Source organism: Actinoplanes siamensis, from assembly GCF_016862395.1.
GTDB lineage: Bacteria > Actinomycetota > Actinomycetes > Mycobacteriales > Micromonosporaceae > Actinoplanes > Actinoplanes siamensis.
Genome location: NZ_BOMW01000008.1, coordinates 21991 through 36810, shown reverse-complemented (window position 1 = coordinate 36810; position 14820 = coordinate 21991). Strand labels below are relative to the sequence as shown.

General features: G+C 69.9%; 17 protein-coding genes and 1 pseudogene. 7 read left to right on the top strand and 11 right to left on the bottom strand.

Annotation, left to right across the window (positions count from 1 at the left end; translation table 11 throughout):
- The first annotated feature begins 19 nt into the window (after positions 1-19).
- Positions 20-811: a GntR family transcriptional regulator gene (locus tag Asi03nite_RS03695; RefSeq protein ID WP_203676963.1), complete on the top strand. Its 792-nt coding sequence runs from the start codon at positions 20-22 to the stop codon at positions 809-811.
- A gap of 216 nt (positions 812-1027) precedes the next feature.
- Here Asi03nite_RS03695 and Asi03nite_RS03690 read toward each other — a convergent pair whose 3' ends face one another.
- Positions 1028-1633 (bottom strand): TetR/AcrR family transcriptional regulator, encoded by a 606-nt coding sequence (locus tag Asi03nite_RS03690; RefSeq protein ID WP_203676962.1) that lies wholly within the window; start codon positions 1631-1633, stop codon positions 1028-1030.
- Between the two features lie 49 nt (positions 1634-1682).
- Between Asi03nite_RS03690 and Asi03nite_RS03685 the strand changes: the two genes are divergently transcribed.
- The gene (locus tag Asi03nite_RS03685) at positions 1683-2180 is read left to right on the top strand and encodes a GNAT family N-acetyltransferase (RefSeq protein ID WP_203676961.1); all 498 of its coding nucleotides are present in this window, start codon (positions 1683-1685) and stop codon (positions 2178-2180) included.
- A 339-nt stretch (positions 2181-2519) separates the two neighbouring features.
- Here the strand turns inward: Asi03nite_RS03685 and Asi03nite_RS03680 are convergent, their stop codons facing one another.
- From Asi03nite_RS03680 to Asi03nite_RS03655, 6 genes are all read right to left on the bottom strand, one after another.
- Entirely contained in the window at positions 2520-2846 is a 327-nt protein-coding gene (locus tag Asi03nite_RS03680) for a hypothetical protein (protein ID WP_203676960.1), read from the bottom strand.
- Positions 2847-3132: 286 nt separating this feature from the next.
- Positions 3133-4371: a cysteine--1-D-myo-inosityl 2-amino-2-deoxy-alpha-D-glucopyranoside ligase gene (gene mshC / locus Asi03nite_RS03675; protein ID WP_203676959.1), complete on the bottom strand. Its 1239-nt coding sequence runs from the start codon at positions 4369-4371 to the stop codon at positions 3133-3135.
- Between the two features lie 233 nt (positions 4372-4604).
- Positions 4605-5420 carry an SCO1664 family protein gene (locus Asi03nite_RS03670; RefSeq protein ID WP_203676958.1) on the bottom strand — a complete coding sequence of 272 codons (816 nt, stop codon included), beginning with the start codon at positions 5418-5420 and terminating at the stop codon, positions 4605-4607.
- Positions 5417-6013, bottom strand: a complete 597-nt coding sequence (locus Asi03nite_RS03665) for a DUF3090 domain-containing protein (protein ID WP_203676957.1) — start codon at positions 6011-6013, stop codon at positions 5417-5419. The genes Asi03nite_RS03670 and Asi03nite_RS03665 overlap by 4 nt, the downstream gene beginning before the upstream one ends.
- A gap of 109 nt (positions 6014-6122) precedes the next feature.
- On the bottom strand, positions 6123-6815 hold the full coding sequence (locus Asi03nite_RS03660) for a histidine phosphatase family protein (RefSeq protein ID WP_203676956.1): 693 nt from the start codon (positions 6813-6815) through the stop codon (positions 6123-6125).
- Positions 6815-7867 carry an LLM class F420-dependent oxidoreductase gene (locus tag Asi03nite_RS03655; protein WP_203676955.1) on the bottom strand — a complete coding sequence of 351 codons (1053 nt, stop codon included), beginning with the start codon at positions 7865-7867 and terminating at the stop codon, positions 6815-6817. The genes Asi03nite_RS03660 and Asi03nite_RS03655 overlap by 1 nt, the downstream gene beginning before the upstream one ends.
- Positions 7868-8053: 186 nt before the next feature.
- On the opposite strand from Asi03nite_RS03655, the gene Asi03nite_RS03650 reads away from it, so the two are divergent.
- From Asi03nite_RS03650 to Asi03nite_RS03640, 3 genes are read left to right on the top strand one after another with little or no spacing between them, the layout of a single operon-like run.
- A complete protein-coding gene (locus Asi03nite_RS03650) occupies positions 8054-9049 on the top strand; it encodes an aldo/keto reductase (protein WP_203676954.1) in 996 nt (331 codons plus the stop codon).
- Positions 9050-9052: 3 nt separating this feature from the next.
- Positions 9053-10204 (top strand): sensor histidine kinase, encoded by a 1152-nt coding sequence (locus tag Asi03nite_RS03645; protein ID WP_203676953.1) that lies wholly within the window; start codon positions 9053-9055, stop codon positions 10202-10204.
- The gene (locus Asi03nite_RS03640; protein WP_203676952.1) at positions 10201-10842 is read left to right on the top strand and encodes a response regulator transcription factor; all 642 of its coding nucleotides are present in this window, start codon (positions 10201-10203) and stop codon (positions 10840-10842) included. Before Asi03nite_RS03645 ends, Asi03nite_RS03640 begins: the two co-directional genes overlap by 4 nt.
- Positions 10843-11524: 682 nt before the next feature.
- On the opposite strand, the gene Asi03nite_RS03635 is transcribed toward Asi03nite_RS03640, so the two are convergent.
- Together Asi03nite_RS03635 and Asi03nite_RS03630 are read right to left on the bottom strand one after the other, a co-directional pair.
- Positions 11525-11860 (bottom strand): PCC domain-containing protein, encoded by a 336-nt coding sequence (locus Asi03nite_RS03635; protein WP_203676951.1) that lies wholly within the window; start codon positions 11858-11860, stop codon positions 11525-11527.
- A gap of 24 nt (positions 11861-11884) precedes the next feature.
- Positions 11885-12334 carry a helix-turn-helix domain-containing protein gene (locus tag Asi03nite_RS03630; protein WP_203676950.1) on the bottom strand — a complete coding sequence of 150 codons (450 nt, stop codon included), beginning with the start codon at positions 12332-12334 and terminating at the stop codon, positions 11885-11887.
- Between the two features lie 350 nt (positions 12335-12684).
- Here Asi03nite_RS03630 and Asi03nite_RS03625 point away from each other — a divergent pair, with 350 nt between their 5' ends.
- Complete coding sequence (locus Asi03nite_RS03625) at positions 12685-13020, top strand: hypothetical protein (protein ID WP_203676949.1); 336 nt, start codon at positions 12685-12687, stop codon at positions 13018-13020.
- A 45-nt stretch (positions 13021-13065) separates the two neighbouring features.
- Here the strand turns inward: Asi03nite_RS03625 and Asi03nite_RS03620 are convergent.
- Positions 13066-13434 (bottom strand): annotated as a pseudogene (locus Asi03nite_RS03620) (tyrosine-type recombinase/integrase); the annotation flags it as partial.
- A 437-nt stretch (positions 13435-13871) separates the two neighbouring features.
- Here Asi03nite_RS03620 and Asi03nite_RS03615 point away from each other — a divergent pair.
- Positions 13872-14063, top strand: a complete 192-nt coding sequence (locus Asi03nite_RS03615) for a DUF5703 family protein (protein ID WP_203676948.1) — start codon at positions 13872-13874, stop codon at positions 14061-14063.
- An 81-nt stretch (positions 14064-14144) separates the two neighbouring features.
- Here Asi03nite_RS03615 and Asi03nite_RS03610 read toward each other — a convergent pair whose 3' ends face one another.
- Positions 14145-14810: a hypothetical protein gene (locus Asi03nite_RS03610; RefSeq protein ID WP_203676947.1), complete on the bottom strand. Its 666-nt coding sequence runs from the start codon at positions 14808-14810 to the stop codon at positions 14145-14147.
- Positions 14811-14820: the final 10 nt, after the last annotated feature.

Sequence of the window (14820 nt, the reverse complement as noted above, 5' to 3'; positions counted from 1 at the left end):
TGGCGCACGGGAGGTCCGCATGACGATCAATCCGGGGGCTGCTGAGTTCCCGCATCGACAGATCGCCGCGCAGTTGCGGGAACGCATCCGCCGCGGCGAATGGCAGCCCGGCGAGCGGCTCCCGTCCATCCCGGCTGTCGCCGAGATGTTCGGCGTCGCCAAACAAACCGTGCAGAGGGCCGTCGACCAGCTGCGGGTCGAGGGGGTGCTGATCACCAAACCCGGCTCCGGTACGTACGTCCGCGGCACCCGCCGCCGCCTGAACCGCCTCTCGCGTGGCCGTTACGGCGCGCACCGCGGCTACCACGCGGACCTCGCCGCACGGTACCGCCAGCAGCTCGTCCGGGTGGGCCGCGAACCCGCGCCCCCGGAGGTCGCCGACGCCTTCGGGGTCCGCGACGGCACCGAGATGCTGGTCCGCCGGCATGTCGTCCGGACCGACGACGCCACCGTCGAGCTGGGCGCCTCGTGGTTCCGGGTCACCGACGCCAACGGCACCATCCTGGAGCGTCCGGAGTCCTTCGGCCGCCCGCTCTACCAGGAGGCCGAGGAGGTGCTCGGCCGGCGCTACGCCACGGCGACCGACACGATCACCGCCCGTCAGCCGAGTCGGGAGGAAGCGGAGATCCTGCAGATCCGCCCGGACACTCCGGTCCTGCACCTGCTGCACGTCGCCTTCGACGAGACCCGCAAGCCGATCGAGGTGGCCCAGGCCACCTGGCCGGGTCCGATGACCACCCTGACCGAGGAGTACCGCATCCCGTCCCCGGCGCCGGATCCCGACCCGGACCCGGGCCTGGCCCTCGCCTGACCGCTCCAGCCGGGCGGTCCACGACACGGCGTCGCCCCTCCTGTCGGGCGGCCCGTGACATGGCGTGACCGCTCCACCGGGCGGTTCGAGGCACGCCCCGACCACTCCCGCTGGGCGATCTCACGGCATGCCCGGACCGCCCCGCCGCGATCTCGGTGACCGGGAGCACGGTTCGGAGGAGGCGGCGACGGTGCGCATCGCCGCGATGAAGCGGGGTCATAGCTGGTCGGCCCGGCTCGGGGAAGGGGACCGAGCGTGCAGGAGGTGGTGGACGGCGGCGGTGATGCGAGGCCGGTCGCCGGTGGCCAGCAGGTCGATCAGGGCGCCGCGCAGGACGGCCAGGACAGCCGTGCGGTGGGCCAGACCGTCCGGGGTGTCGCGTTCGGACTCGGGCTGGGCGGTGGCCAGGACGTCAAGCCAGTCGGTGACCGTGGTGGCGGCGAACTCCGTCCAGGGGCCGGTGGGGTCGACGAGGGAACGGGCGTACGCCTCCAGCCACAGGATGAGGAGCGTGCGGTGAGCCGGATCGCTCAGCCAGGCCCAGATCCGCTCGCCGGCGGCCGGCAGGCCGGAGGGCGGCGGCGTGTCCGCACGGAGGTCGCGCAACAGGCCCAGCTCCTCCTCGCGGGCGCGCGAGAGGAGCGCCCGGACCAAGCCGTCCTTGCTGCCGAAGAGGAACAGCAGGACCCGTGGGCTGGACCCGATCTCGGCGGCGAGCGGGCGCAGCGACAGGTCGGCGAGGCCGTTGCGGCGCACGTAGGCGTAGGCGAGTTCGAGCAGTTCCGTGCGGCGCGCCGAGGGTGCTGTCGTGGTGTCGGCCATCGGGCTAGTATCCGACTGAAACGAGTGTTTCAGTGACGGAGGCGGTCCGATGGACGTGGCGATCCGGCGGCTCGGGCAGCCGGGCGACCTGGGCTGGGTGGTGCAGGCGCACGGTGAGGTCTACGCCGAGGAGTACGGGTGGGACACCAGCTTCGAGGCGCTGGTGGCGCGGATCGTCGCGGACTACGCGGCCGGCCACGATCCGGCGCGGGAAGCGGGGTGGATAGCGGAGCGGGACGGGCGGCGAGTGGGGTGCGTGCTCTGCGTGGCCGGGGACGAGCCGGGTACCGCGGTGCTACGGGTCCTGCTGGTGCATCCGGAGGCACGCGGGCTCGGGCTGGGCGGGCGGCTCGTGGACGCGTGCATGCGGTTCGCGGTGGACGCCGGGTACGCGCGGATGCGGCTGTGGACGACGGATCCGCTGGTGGCAGCTCGACAGGTGTACCTGCGGCGGGGTTTCCGGCTGGTCAAGGAGGAGCCGCAGCACACGTTCGGCGCGGATCTGGTCGGGCAGACGTTTCTGCGGGAGCTGGTCAGGGGCGACTGAGGAGGCGCTGCCCGATAGGATCGCCGGCCGTGGGACGCCGTCCACGAATGCGCGGACCACGTGGGGCAAATCGGCCGTGGGGCGCACCGACCATAAGCCGCACCGACCATAAGGGCACCGACCATAAGGCGCACGAGCCATAAGCCGCGGGAGCCATAAGCCGCACCGGCCATAAGGGCACCGACCATAGGCCGCACGGCGCCATAGGGCACACCGGCCGACCGTTGGGCGAAGCTGTGCCGACGGCGGGAAAAGCTCAGACCCGAGGGCCGGAAAGGCGCCTCGGGTCTGAGCTTTCTACTGCAAGCTGCCGGAGCGGACGGGCCGCTCCCGCGGTGATCAGTCGATGCCGATCGGCCCATTATCGTTGACGTTGACCAGGCCGGTCTGCCAGTTGCGCTGGTAGACCTGGTCGTTGTCGACGCCGCCGTTGTAGTAGTCGAGGTCGGCGTAGGTACCGCCCCCGTAGCCACCACCGCAGCCGTAGCCGCCGCCGCCATAGCTGCCCGGGTAGCAGCCGCCGGCCGCGTCACCGTGGCCGGCCCCGGCGGCCGCACCATAGTTGTTCTCGTGTTGGGTGCCGGCAGCCGAGGCCGGGGCAGCAAGTGCGAGGCTCGCGCCCGTGGCCAGGAACAGACCGGCGAGGTACATAGCCGGACGACGCATGTTGGCTTCCTTTCGGACGTTTGGTTTGACCTCCGAAAGCATGTCTCGACGAAAGGCGGAATGCACGGATTTTCGCCAAACAACACCGGTAGGTGCGTTGTTTCGGCGAATTACCTACAGGTCCGCTGACCAGGGTTTACAGTTGCGAACGGGCAGTCGTACGCGCAGCGTGGAATCAGTATGGACTGCGGAATCCAAAGACATATCGGATACGTAAAAAGTCAGTCTTATAACGGCACGGGGCGACCCCCAATTACGGAGCCGCCCCGTCAAAAATGAATAACTTTTACAACCGCACGCCCAGAAGGGCGTCCACCGCCTGTGCCATCAGCGCCGGCGCCCCGGCGTCATCGCCGGCGCCGGACAGCGCCGCCTCCGCCCAGGCATCCACCACCGCCAGCGCACCCGGAGCGTCCAGATCGTTGGTCAGCGCCTCGCGCACCGCGTCCACCAGGCCGGCGCCGGACGGCCCGGACGCCGCAGCGGCCGCCTCGCGCCAGCGGGCCAGCCGCTGCTCGCCCGCCTTGCGCACCTCGTCGGTCCACTCCCGGTCCGCGCGGTAGTGCCCGGAGAGCAGCCCCAGCCGCACCGCCATCGGGTCCACCCCGTCGGCCCGCAGCCGGGACACGAAGACGAGGTTGCCCTTCGACTTCGACATCTTCTCGCCGTCCAGCCCGATCATGCCGGCGTGCACGTAGTGCCCCGCGAACGGCTCCGCCCCGGTGAGCACCTCGGCGTGTGCCGCCGAGCACTCGTGATGCGGGTACAGCAGGTCGCTGCCGCCGCCCTGCACGTCGACTGTCGCACCGAGCAGGTTCAGCGCGATCGTCGCGCACTCGATGTGCCACCCGGGCCGGCCAGGCCCGAGGTCGCCACCGTCCCACACCGGCTCGCCCTCGCGGGCGCCGCGCCACAGCAGCGGGTCCAGCGGGTCCCGCTTGCCGGCCCGCTCCGGGTCGCCGCCGCGCTCTGCGGAGAGCACCGTCATCTCGTCGCGGGACAGGTTCGACTCGTACCCCCAGCGCGGCGCGGCGGTGATGTCGAAGTAGACGTCGCCGGTCCCGTCCTCCAGCCGGTACGCCGCGCCCTTGGCGACCAGCTCGCGGACATGCTCGGCGATCGACGGGATCGACTCGACGGCGCCGACGTAGTGGGCCGGCGGGATGATCCGCAGCGCCTCCATGTCCTCCCGGAACAGCGCCGTCTCGCGCATCGCCAGGACCACCCAGTCCTCACCGTCACGCTCGGCGCGCTCCAGCAGCGGGTCGTCGATGTCTGTCACGTTCTGCACGTAGGTCACCGGGTGGCCGGCGTCCCGCCAGAGGCGGTTGACCAGGTCGAAGGCGATCATCGTGGCGGCGTGGCCGAGGTGGGTCGCGTCGTAGGGCGTGATGCCGCACACATACATCGTCGCGGTGTGCGCCGGTGTGACCGGATGCACCGACCGGCGCGCCGAGTCGTAGAGCTTCAGCGTGGGGGCGTCCCCCGGCAGAGTCGGCACGTCATGCCCGGTCCAAGCGTCCATGCTCGGAGCCTATCCAGCACCCCGGAGAGAACCAGCCGAGCGTGATCTAAACCTCTGCATCGACAGCCGTCCAGCCGCCCGGAAAGAACGCGACCCGAAGAGGTCGGCACCCGCCCTGCCCCGCGGAAACAACGCCACCCGAAGAGGTCGACACCCGCCCAGTCGCCCGGAAACAACGCCACCCGGAGGATCGATACCCGCCCGATCTCCCGGTAGGAGCGTGACCGGCATCTCTAGATCGGCGGCCACGGAATCGCCGGCCAGTCGGCCGGTGGCTTGGGGAACCGCCCGGCCCGCAGCAGCCGCTTCACCCGCAACCCGACATGCTGCACCTCGGAGATCGTCAGATGCTCCTCCAGGGCCTCACCGAGGGCCCCGCCGAGCTCCTGCCGAAGCGACGCGAGAACGTCGACCGCCTCCTCGGGCAGCGGCTTCCCGGTCCACCCCCAGAGAACCGTCCGCAACTTGTTCTCCACGTGGAAGCTGACCCCGTGATCGACGCCGTGCACCGACCCGGTCGCCGGATAGAGCACGTGCCCGCCCTTGCGGTCGGCGTTGTTGATCACCGCGTCGAACACCGCCAGCCGGGCCAGCCGAGGGTCGTCCGCGTGGGCCAGCGCGTACGCGTCGCCGTCGTCGTCGCGTGCCGCCGCGACCGGGAGCCAGCCCGGCGGCACGTCATAGGCCGGAACGAACCCGATCAGCGCCTCGGCGGCCTCCGGCTCGTCGATCCACAGCTGCAGGGCGCCGGGCCCGAGCGGCCCGTCCCGCAGGATCGTGGGCGGCACCAGCCCCCACCCGGTGGCCCGGGAGACCAGATAGGCGGAGACCTCGCGGCCGGCGAGCGTGCCGTCCGGGAAGTCCCAGAGCGGCCGCTCGCCGCGGACCGGTTTGTAGACGCAACGCCGCGTCACCCCGTCGAGGCTGATCTCGGCACGCAGCGTGGTGTTCGAGGCGTCGACCAGGCGACCCTCGATCTCGATGGCGCCGCACACCAGCAGTTCCAGGGCGTCGGTCTCGGCAAGCACCTCGGTCGGCTCGGCTGTCACCGGTGGTAACCGTTGTGCCGGGGACAGAGGTGGCCGCCCGGATCGAGCGGCTGGCCGCAGAGCGGGCACGGCGGACGGCCGGCGGCCACCACCCGGCGCGCCCGGTCGATGAACGCCCGGGTCGCCTCGGGAGTCAGCCGGACCCGGAGGCGGTCCAGGTCGTCGTCCGGCTCGTCCTCGTCGTCCTCCTCGTCCTCGTCCTCGTCGCCCTCGGCGAGCGGGTCGCCGGAGATCTCGACCTCGGCCTCACCGGCCTCGATCGCCTCGATCACCACCGTCGCCGTGTCGACGTCGAAGGCCAGCCCCAGGGTCCCGACCCGGAACTCCTCGTCGACCGGGGTGTCCAGCGGCTCGTTGTCGTGCACGGCCAGCAGCGTAGCCTCCGGCAGCGTGACGCCGAACCGTTTGTTCGCCTCCAGGAGCAGTTCCTCGAGCTTCTCGGCGAGCAGCGACACCTGGACCTTCTCCAGGGCGACGCTGATCACCCGGCCGCCACCGCGTGCCTGAAGGTAGAACGTCCGGTCCCCGGGCTCGCCCACCGTCCCGGCGACGAACCGCTCGGGCGGCTCGAAGGCATGCACTTGGTGGGTCATGAACCCAACCCTATCCATCCCCCGGCGCGATCGCGCGGCTCGGCGACCCCGGTTCGCCGAGGGCGCAATAGGGTGTACGCTGCGGCGACAGCTCGATCACTGAGGGTTGTCAGACACCGCCTCCGGCGCCCCCGCCGACGGCCGCGTCGCTGCGCTCGGCGGCCTTCTCGCCATTGGCTTTCTTCGGTACGAGCGAAGCCAGCTCGCCGGTGTCATTGACCCGCACCAGGAACGGCCTGGTCGGCGTGTACCGGATGACGGTGATCGACGCCGGGTCGGCCACGATCCGCTGAAACTGGTCGAGGTGCAGCCCCATCGCGTCGGCCACGATGGCCTTGATCACATCGCCGTGGCTGCACGCCAGCCAGACCGCCTCCGCCCCGTGCTCGGCGGTGATCTTCTCGTCCCACGCCCGGATGGTCGCGATCCCGCGTGCCGACATGGCCGCCATCGACTCGCCGGCCGGGAACGTCACCGCGCTCGGGTGCTGCTGCACCACCGGCCAGAGCGGCTCCTTGGCCAGCTCCTTGAGCGGACGCCCCTCCCAGTCGCCGTACCCGCACTCGATCAGGCCCTCGTCGAGCGCCGGCGACGTCCCGGGCAGCGCCAGCTCCACGGTCTGCCGGCAGCGGATCAGCGGGCTGGTCACGACGGCGGCCAGCGGGATCCCGCGCAGCCGCTCGGCGACCAGGGCGGCCTGGACGCGCCCGGTGTCGTCGAGCTCGACGGGACGGCGGCCGGCCAGCTCACCCGTCGCGTTCGCGGTGGTGCGGCCGTGCCGCAGCAGCAGGACGGTGGCCACTAGCGGGCCACGCCGGACTCTTCGTACGCCTCGGCGACCACGCGCAAGGTCGCCAGGCCGGACTCCAGGTCGCCGACGTACGGGCTGATCGACAGCGTCCCGACCCCGGCCGCCGCGTACTCCTTGATGCGCTTCGTGATCCGCTCCTTGGTGCCGATGATCGAGGTGCGCTCGATGAACTCCTGCGGCACCGCCTCGGCCGCCTCGGCGACCTGCTTGTTCAGGTAGAGGTCCTGCACCTTCGCGGCCGCTTCGCCGTACCCCATCCGTACGGCCAGCTGGTTGTAGAAGTTCTGCTCGCGGCTGCCCATCCCGCCGATGTAGAGCGCCGCGTACCAGCGGATCACGTCGGCGCAGGCGGCCAGGTCGTCGCCGACCACGACCGGCACGCTGGGCGCCACGTCGAACCCGGCCAGCCCCAGGCCGCGCTTGGCGCGACCGGCCGCGATGTGCCGCAGCTGGTCGTCGGCGGCGTCCGGGGCGAAGAAGATGGCCAGCCAGCCGTCCGCGAGCTCGCCGGCCAGCTCCAGGTTCTTCGGGCCGACCGCGGCCAGGTAGACCGGGATGTCCGTGCGCGGCGGGTGGAAGCCCAGCTTGATCGGCTTGCCGGCGCCGCCGGGCAGCGGCAGCTGGTAGTGCTCGCCGTCGTACTGCACCTTGTCGCGACGCAGCGCCATCCGGACGATGTCCACGTACTCCCGGGTGCGGGCCAGCGGCTTGGCGAACCGCACGCCGTGCCACCCCTCGGAGACCTGCGGGCCGGAGACGCCCAGGCCGAGCCGGAACCGGCCGCCGGAGAGCGTGTCCAGCGTCGCCGCGGTCATCGCGGTCATCGCCGGGGTGCGCGCCGGGATCTGCAGCACGGCCGAGCCGAGGTCGATGCGTTCGGTCTGGCCGGCGATCCAGGCCAGCATGCTCACCGTGTCCGACCCGTACGCCTCGGCGGCCCAGACCACCGAGTATCCGAGCCGGTCGGCCTCCTGGGCCATGGCGAGATGGTCGGCCGGCGTGCTCCACGCCGTCTGATATCCAAGGCTGAGTCCGAGCCGCACTGCCCTGCCTTCCGAGACGAACGAGACCGAAGAGACCACAACAAGACGAAGACCCCGAACAACAAGATCTTGGGGGTACGACCGCAAGCCTACTGATTGCGGCCCGGCCCGTTTCCGTCCGGTAACCGACGCACCCGGGCGAGCCGGAGGATTTCTTTGTTGAGCAGGTCTGAATAAGGTTCACTCATGCACCAGCGACCGCTCGGCCGAAGCGGGCTAGCGGTCTCCCGGCTAGCCCTCGGCACCATGACCTGGGGGCGCGACACCGACCCGGATGACGCGGCCGAGCAGATGAAGCTGTTCCTCGAGGCCGGCGGCACCCTGATCGACACCGCCGACGTGTACGGCGCGGGCGACGCCGAGACGGTGATCGGCTCCCTGCTCGACCACCTGGTGCCCCGCGACGAGGTGGTGATCGCCACCAAGGCCGGCCTGACCCCGCACGGCTGGCGCGCCCGGGACGGTTCGCGCGGCAACCTGTTGCGCTCGCTCGACGCGTCACTGCGCCGGCTGGGCACCGACTACGTCGACCTGTGGCAGGTGCACGGCTACGACGTGCACACCCCGTTCGAGGAGACGCTGTCCGCTCTCGACCATGCGGTGAGCAGTGGCCGGGTGCGGTACGTCGGGGTCTCCAACTTCTCCGCCTGGCAGACCGCCCGGGCCGCGACCTGGCAGTCGGCGTACCCGACGCGCGCCCCGATCGTGGCCGCCCAGATGGAGTACTCGCTGCTGGAGCGGGGCATCGAGCGCGAGCTGCTGCCGGCCGCCGCGGCGCTCGGCTTCGGGGTGCTGGCCTGGTCGCCGCTGGGCCGCGGGGTGCTCACCGGCAAGTACCGCAACGGCCGCCCGCTGGACTCGCGGGCCGCCTCCGAGCACTACGCGCCGTTCGTGCAGACGTACCTGGAGCCGCGCAGCTCCAGCATCGTCGAGGCGGTGGTGATCGCGGCCGGCGGCCTCGGGGTGTCGCCCCTGGAGGTGGCGCTCGCCTGGGTCCGGGACCGGCCCGGGCTGGCCGCGGTGATCCTGGGCGCCCGCACGGCCGGCCAGCTGCAGGGCGCGTTGCGCAGCGAGGAGTTGACCCTGCCGGCCGAGATAGCGTTCGCCCTGGAGGACGTCTCCGCGATCGACGTGGGTTACCCGGAGCGCGAGGGCACCGGCGACCCGCACGGGGCGCTCTGAGGCATGCTGCGCCCGCTGGTCACCGCCGCCACCTACCGGCGTGCGGTGTTCCTGCTGCTCGGGGCGGTGCTGGCACTGCCGTACACGATGGGTCTCGGTCTTGCGGTCCGGGCCGTCGGAGCCGATCCGGAGCACTGGACCGGCACCTTCTGGGCCGTGCTGCTGGCCGCGGCGATCGCGCTGGTCCCGCCGTTCCTGGGCGGCACCCGGGACCTGGAGATCGCGGCGGCCCGCTCGCTGCTCGGCGTGCCCCTGCCCATTCCCGGCCGGGGCCACCGCCTGGAGCGCGACACCCGGCTGCGGGCTGCGCTCTGGTTCGGGTTGCACCTGCTCACCGGCGTGGCGATCGGGGCGGTGCTGCTCATCGTGGTGCCGGTGGTCATCCTGGCCCTGGCCGGCGGCGAGACCCTGACCCCGGGCAACGGCGGCTGGTGGTGGCTGGCCGCCGCGCCGCTCATCCTGGCCGGCGCGATCTACGCGGTCGCCGGGCTGGGCTCGCTCGCCGCGACGATGGCCCCGATCCTGCTCGGCCCGTCGCCGGCCGAGCGGGAGAGCCGGCTGGCCGTGCGGGAGCGGCGGCTCGCCGAGCGCAACCGGCTGGCCCGGGAGCTGCACGACTCGGTCGGGCACGCGATCACCGCGATGACCCTGCAGGCCGGGGCGGCGCGGGCGGTGTTCGGCGGCGACCCGGACTTCGCGCTGCGGGCGCTGGCCGCGATCGAGGAGACCGGGCGGGCCGCGGCAGGCGAGCTGGACACCGTCCTCGGCATCCTCCGCGACGAGGGGGCCGGGCACAGTACCGCACCGACTCTGACCGAGTTGGATCAGCTACTCACCGACCAGGTCGAGGCGGACGCGGAGGCGGTCGACGTGCCGCCGCCGGTGTCGCGGGAGGCGTACCGGATCGTGCAGGAGTCGCTGACCAACGCCGCCCGGCACGGCACCGGGCCGATCAGGCTGCGCATCCGGCAGGAGGAGGAACTGGTGATCGAGGTCAGCAACCGGCGGGCCGTGGCGCCCGCGCGCCGATCCGGCGGCGGGCACGGGATCGCGGGGATGCGGGAGCGGGTCCGCCTGCTCGGCGGCACGCTGCGGGCCGGCCCGGTCGGAGAGAACTGGCAGGTCACGGCGCGGCTGCCGGTGGAGATCCGATGACCGGCGTGCTGATCGCCGACGACGACGAGTTGGTCCGCACGGGTCTGCGGGCGATCCTCGGCGCCCAGCCCGGCCTCACCGTGACCGGCGAGGCCGGGGACGGCAGCGAGGTGGTCCCGGCCGCGGTCCGCCGGCGGCCCGACGTCGTGCTGATGGATGTCCGGATGCCGCGCCTCGACGGCATCCAGGCGACCCGGCTGCTGCTCGCCCGGTTCCCGCAGGACCCGCCGAAGGTGCTGGTTCTGACCACCTTCGCCAACGACGAGTACGTCTTCGCGGCCCTGCAGGCCGGAGCCAGCGGGTTCCTGCTCAAGCGGGCCCGCCCGGAACAGATCGTGGAGGCGGTCCGGGTGGTCGCGCGCGGCGACTCCCTGCTGTTCCCGGCGGCGATCAAGAGCCTGGCGGCGGCGTACGCCCGTCCGGCGCGCGGGCTCGGGACCGCCGGGCTGACCGCGCGGGAGGCGGAGGTCCTGGCGCTGATGGCGGACGGGATGTCGAACGCCGAGATCGCCGAGCGGCTGGTGCTGGGCGTCGAGACGATCAAGACGCACGTCGGGAACGTGCTGGGCAAGCTCGGGGTCCGCGATCGTACGCAGGCGGTCGTGGCCGCCTACAAGTCGGGATTCATCTCGCCCTGAGAGGGGAGCCGCTCTTCTTGTCGCGCGGGATCCGTGTCAGGCGGGCCGTCCGCGAACGCGGCCACTACCTCCGCCGGCGGCCCGCCCGCAACGTTTGTGACAAGGGAATCGAACCTGCTGAGGGGCTGGTGCGCGGTTCGCGGCCGGGAGCATATTGGATCGTTTGCTATCAACCTCGGCTGTCGCTGTCGGTTGTTGCCGTCGTCGGCAACAGAGCGAGGGCATTTCTGGCACCAGCCGAGCGGGCCAGCATGAGCGGCGGTGCGTCAAGCTCGCCCCGGGTCAACGTGGTCGATCAGGCTTCCGAGTGCCGCCACGATCGCCGCAAGGTCGTCATCTGTCATGACGCTCATCCTCTCGCCGGCCCTCTAGCGCCTGGTCTTTGACGCTGATGGCACACCTAGAGCCCTGAAGACTGCCCCGGCAGTGGCGGGCACGCTGCGTGCAGCCGCATCGGGCGCAAGAGTCCTGGACCGCAGCCTTGTTTGGCTACAAAGTCGATGGGCGGCTATCGTGGTAGTTATAGCGGTTATAGCTCTTATTTTTGGGGCTATTGATGTCGAGACACTTCTTGGTGTCACGGCATAGAAACAGGGCCGGTGACTTCGTCCGTCTTTCTGGCGCGGGAAGCACGGAAAGAGCGGGCCGGGGCAAGATTTCTACCCCGGCGTCCCGCTTTGCTCTAGGGGATGATGAGCGGATTTACGTAAGCATGAACAAAGAAGTCTTGGACGGTGGCCGCGTGGAGGTGCCCACCGGTCACGAAATCCTCTCCGTAGAGGGTCACGTGCAGGTGCACCTTTCCGTCCGTCACCTCACCGGTGCCGGACAGTTCTAGCGGCTGGTCGTACGTCCGTAGGTAGTCAGTTTGGGCGTCATCCTTTTTCATCACCGACACCGTGGCGGTTTGTACGGCCCCGATGAGAGTGATAGCGGCGGCCGTGATGCCTAGCTCCGCCACAGCCTCCCCGACCGTGCCTAGTACCTCGTCGCCTTTGCCGACTTTGATTAGGTGCATCCCTCTCCCTACAGCTTGAGGGGGTCAACGCCCGCCAGGAACCTTTGCCAGTACGCCGGTAGCGTTTACACGCAATACGGCGTTGCCCCGGCCGGTCCATTGGGTCAGCGTAGCCACGGCTGCGGCATCCTGGCCTACGAGTGCCGCTATTCCCCTATCGGTAGCGTGACTCGTTTGCAGCTCGGTTAGCAGACCCGAGCGTCCCTCGGTGATTTCGTGCGTGATCGCTATTGCCGTGTCGTCGGCGGGGCCGGCGGCCAGAATGCCTAGGGTGCCGAGCAGCAGGCTACGGCGGTCCAAGTCTTCCCCTAACGCTTTCTCGTACGCTTTCACGACGTCAGGGGTGGCCTGACGGGTGCCGTTTTCCACGTTGCCAATGTGGGACCGGCTGTATCCGGTCCGCTTCGCCATACCGGCCAGGGATAGACCGGCCGAGGTTCGGGCCTCTTTCAAGATCCGCCCTAGCTCGCTCACCCGCTACCCCTGTCGTCGGTTTGAAGCACGTTGATGACACCCGCCGCCTGGCTTCTGACTGTGCCCCGCTGGACGCTGTGTCCACTACAAATCTTCACCCCGCCGGGGCGGTGGGGCTAGTTGGGCTTCGGAACTTCTGCGTAGGGGGTGGCGCGGTGCTGGTGGTAGGGCCAAGAGATCTTCCTGCTGATGGGCACGTGACGGTCTGGATAGACACCGGTAGCGGGCCTGGCTATGAGATCACGGTAGCAGCCACTGATCTTGACATGGTGGACTCCGATCAGGGTAACAGCAACGACCGCATCTATTCGCTAGCGATTCGTGAATGCGACGGGTAGGCGACATCACTCATGTCTGAACGTCGGCACTACCCGCCAATTGCGATCTTCCACATTCCCGAGTGTCCGACCCTCGGGGGCAATGGCACCGCGAAGTCACATGACTTGGCGCGTGCCGATTTTCCGCACAACCGGGAATGTCCCTGCTTCAAACTCGCCCTAACTCCGATCGTGCCCTATGTGATCGCTGAGGAAGGCGACGACAACGACCACCTTTACCGGCCGTCGGATGAACGTCCGGCCGATGCTGCAAGGTCGCTATGCAAAGCGCGTAAAGGCACCCACGGCAACGTTGGCGGCGACCGTGAGCTGATTGAGGTGCGTTTGAGGCCGCTGGAACGGCCGTAGAGACGAGAAATGCCCCAGCAGCAGAACTGGGGCACCCTCGCACTATTAAACGCTCACAACGGCATTCAGGCGCTGGATTCGATCAATGAGCTTTCGTGCGGCCTCTTGAGCCCGCTGCACCTTTGTCGCTCTGGTGTAGTGACGTGTCATGGGTGATCCCGGCGTCCAGCCGTAGAGGAACTCCGACGCTTCGGCAGACAGTCCAGCATCGGCCGCTCGCGTGGCCGAGTCATGGCGAAACAGGTGCATGTGGATGCGATCGGTGATCCCCGCTTGTCTCACACGTCGGGCAAGCATCATCTGGATGCCCGTCCGCGTGAGCTGGCCCTTCTTGCCGAGCCAGAGCGCGTCCAAGGCGGCGCTCGGATGCTTCGCTCTTGCACGTAGGTACCTCTCGAAGACAGTCGCCGTCGTGTCGTTGAGGGGATCGCTCGGGTGCCGGTCTTGCCGGACACCGTTAGGAGATCGTTCCGCAAATCAACTGCCTGCACGGCAGCGTGGTCAACTCGCCGGACCGTGGTGTTCCCATCAAGCGGAGAGTTTGCGCTGATCTTGACGTACACGAGTTGGGGATACCTGACCTAGGCGCGTTCCTCTAGCCACGCCTCAATCTCAAGCATGGACGCCTCTACGGCCGGTTTCCCGAGCCAACCGCTCAACATCCGGTAGGTGTAGTCATAGTCACGGACCGTCGCAGCGGATCGCCTCTTGAGGTCTCAGGGCTCGGAGGTAGCTTGACCAGGCGAGATCCGGTAGACACGCTCCAACGCTTCACTCCACTCGCTGCTGTGAGTGAATAAGCGCTGGTCAGAGCTTGTCGTTGGTCCTGCCGGAGGTGCACTCTAGTCGGCATGGACTACGAATACGCGCCGCTGCGGTTACCTTCGAATGTCGATCGGCTGACCGCAGCGGCGCAGCTCGCCATACAGGCCGAGTTCTCCGGCTGGGAGCTGGCACGGGTCCAGCTCTTCGCGGACGGCACCCGCAAGGTGATGCTCCGCCGGCGCATCCAGCCCACCCCGCAGCCCGGCCTCAGTTACTGAGAACCCGCCCGGCCAGCACGGCCGGGCGGGTTCTCGCTGTCACAGCGGGCACCGCGCTGCCGCCGGGCGACAGCGGGGCGGTCAGTGCTGGTGACCGGCGTGGTCGTCTTCCTCGTCGGGGAGGAAGGGGTGCTCGTCGAGCCGGCCGACCAGCTGGTCGCCCTCGGCCGGGGCGAACGGGCCGGAACCGTCGGCGTCGTCGAACGACTCCAGGTCCAGCGGCTCCTCGACCTCGGTCACCGTGAGCAGGCCGTCGAGCGGCTCCAGCTCGGGCACGTCGAGCGAGGCCAGCGAACCGTCGCCGGCCTGCAGCAGCTCGAGCACGGCCTCCCCGACCGACTCGACCGGGCCGACCTCCTCGTCCTCCGGCACCGAGCCGCGCCGGGCGTTCTCCGCGACCTTCAGCAGCGCGGACACGCTGGGCACGCGGTAGTCCCGGCGCTGCCGGACCGAGATGACCTGCGGGTACGCATCCCCCGCCCCCGCCTCGCCGGCCTCACCGGCGAGGAAGCGCTGGTCCGCCTCGTCCGGGTCGATCGACTCGACGTCCCACGGCGTGACCTCACCGTAGGCGTCGAGCAGCTTCTCGTCGTACGCGAAGGAGGCGTTGTTCAGATCGACATACGCCTGCCAGACGTCGTCGTCGTCGACACGCCCCGCGGCCGCCTTCACGGCGGCGAGGTGGGCTCGCGCCGCCTCCACCACCCGCTCGAGGGCGGCGTCGAGCTCCGCGTTCTGGTCGCTCATCTTGTTGGGG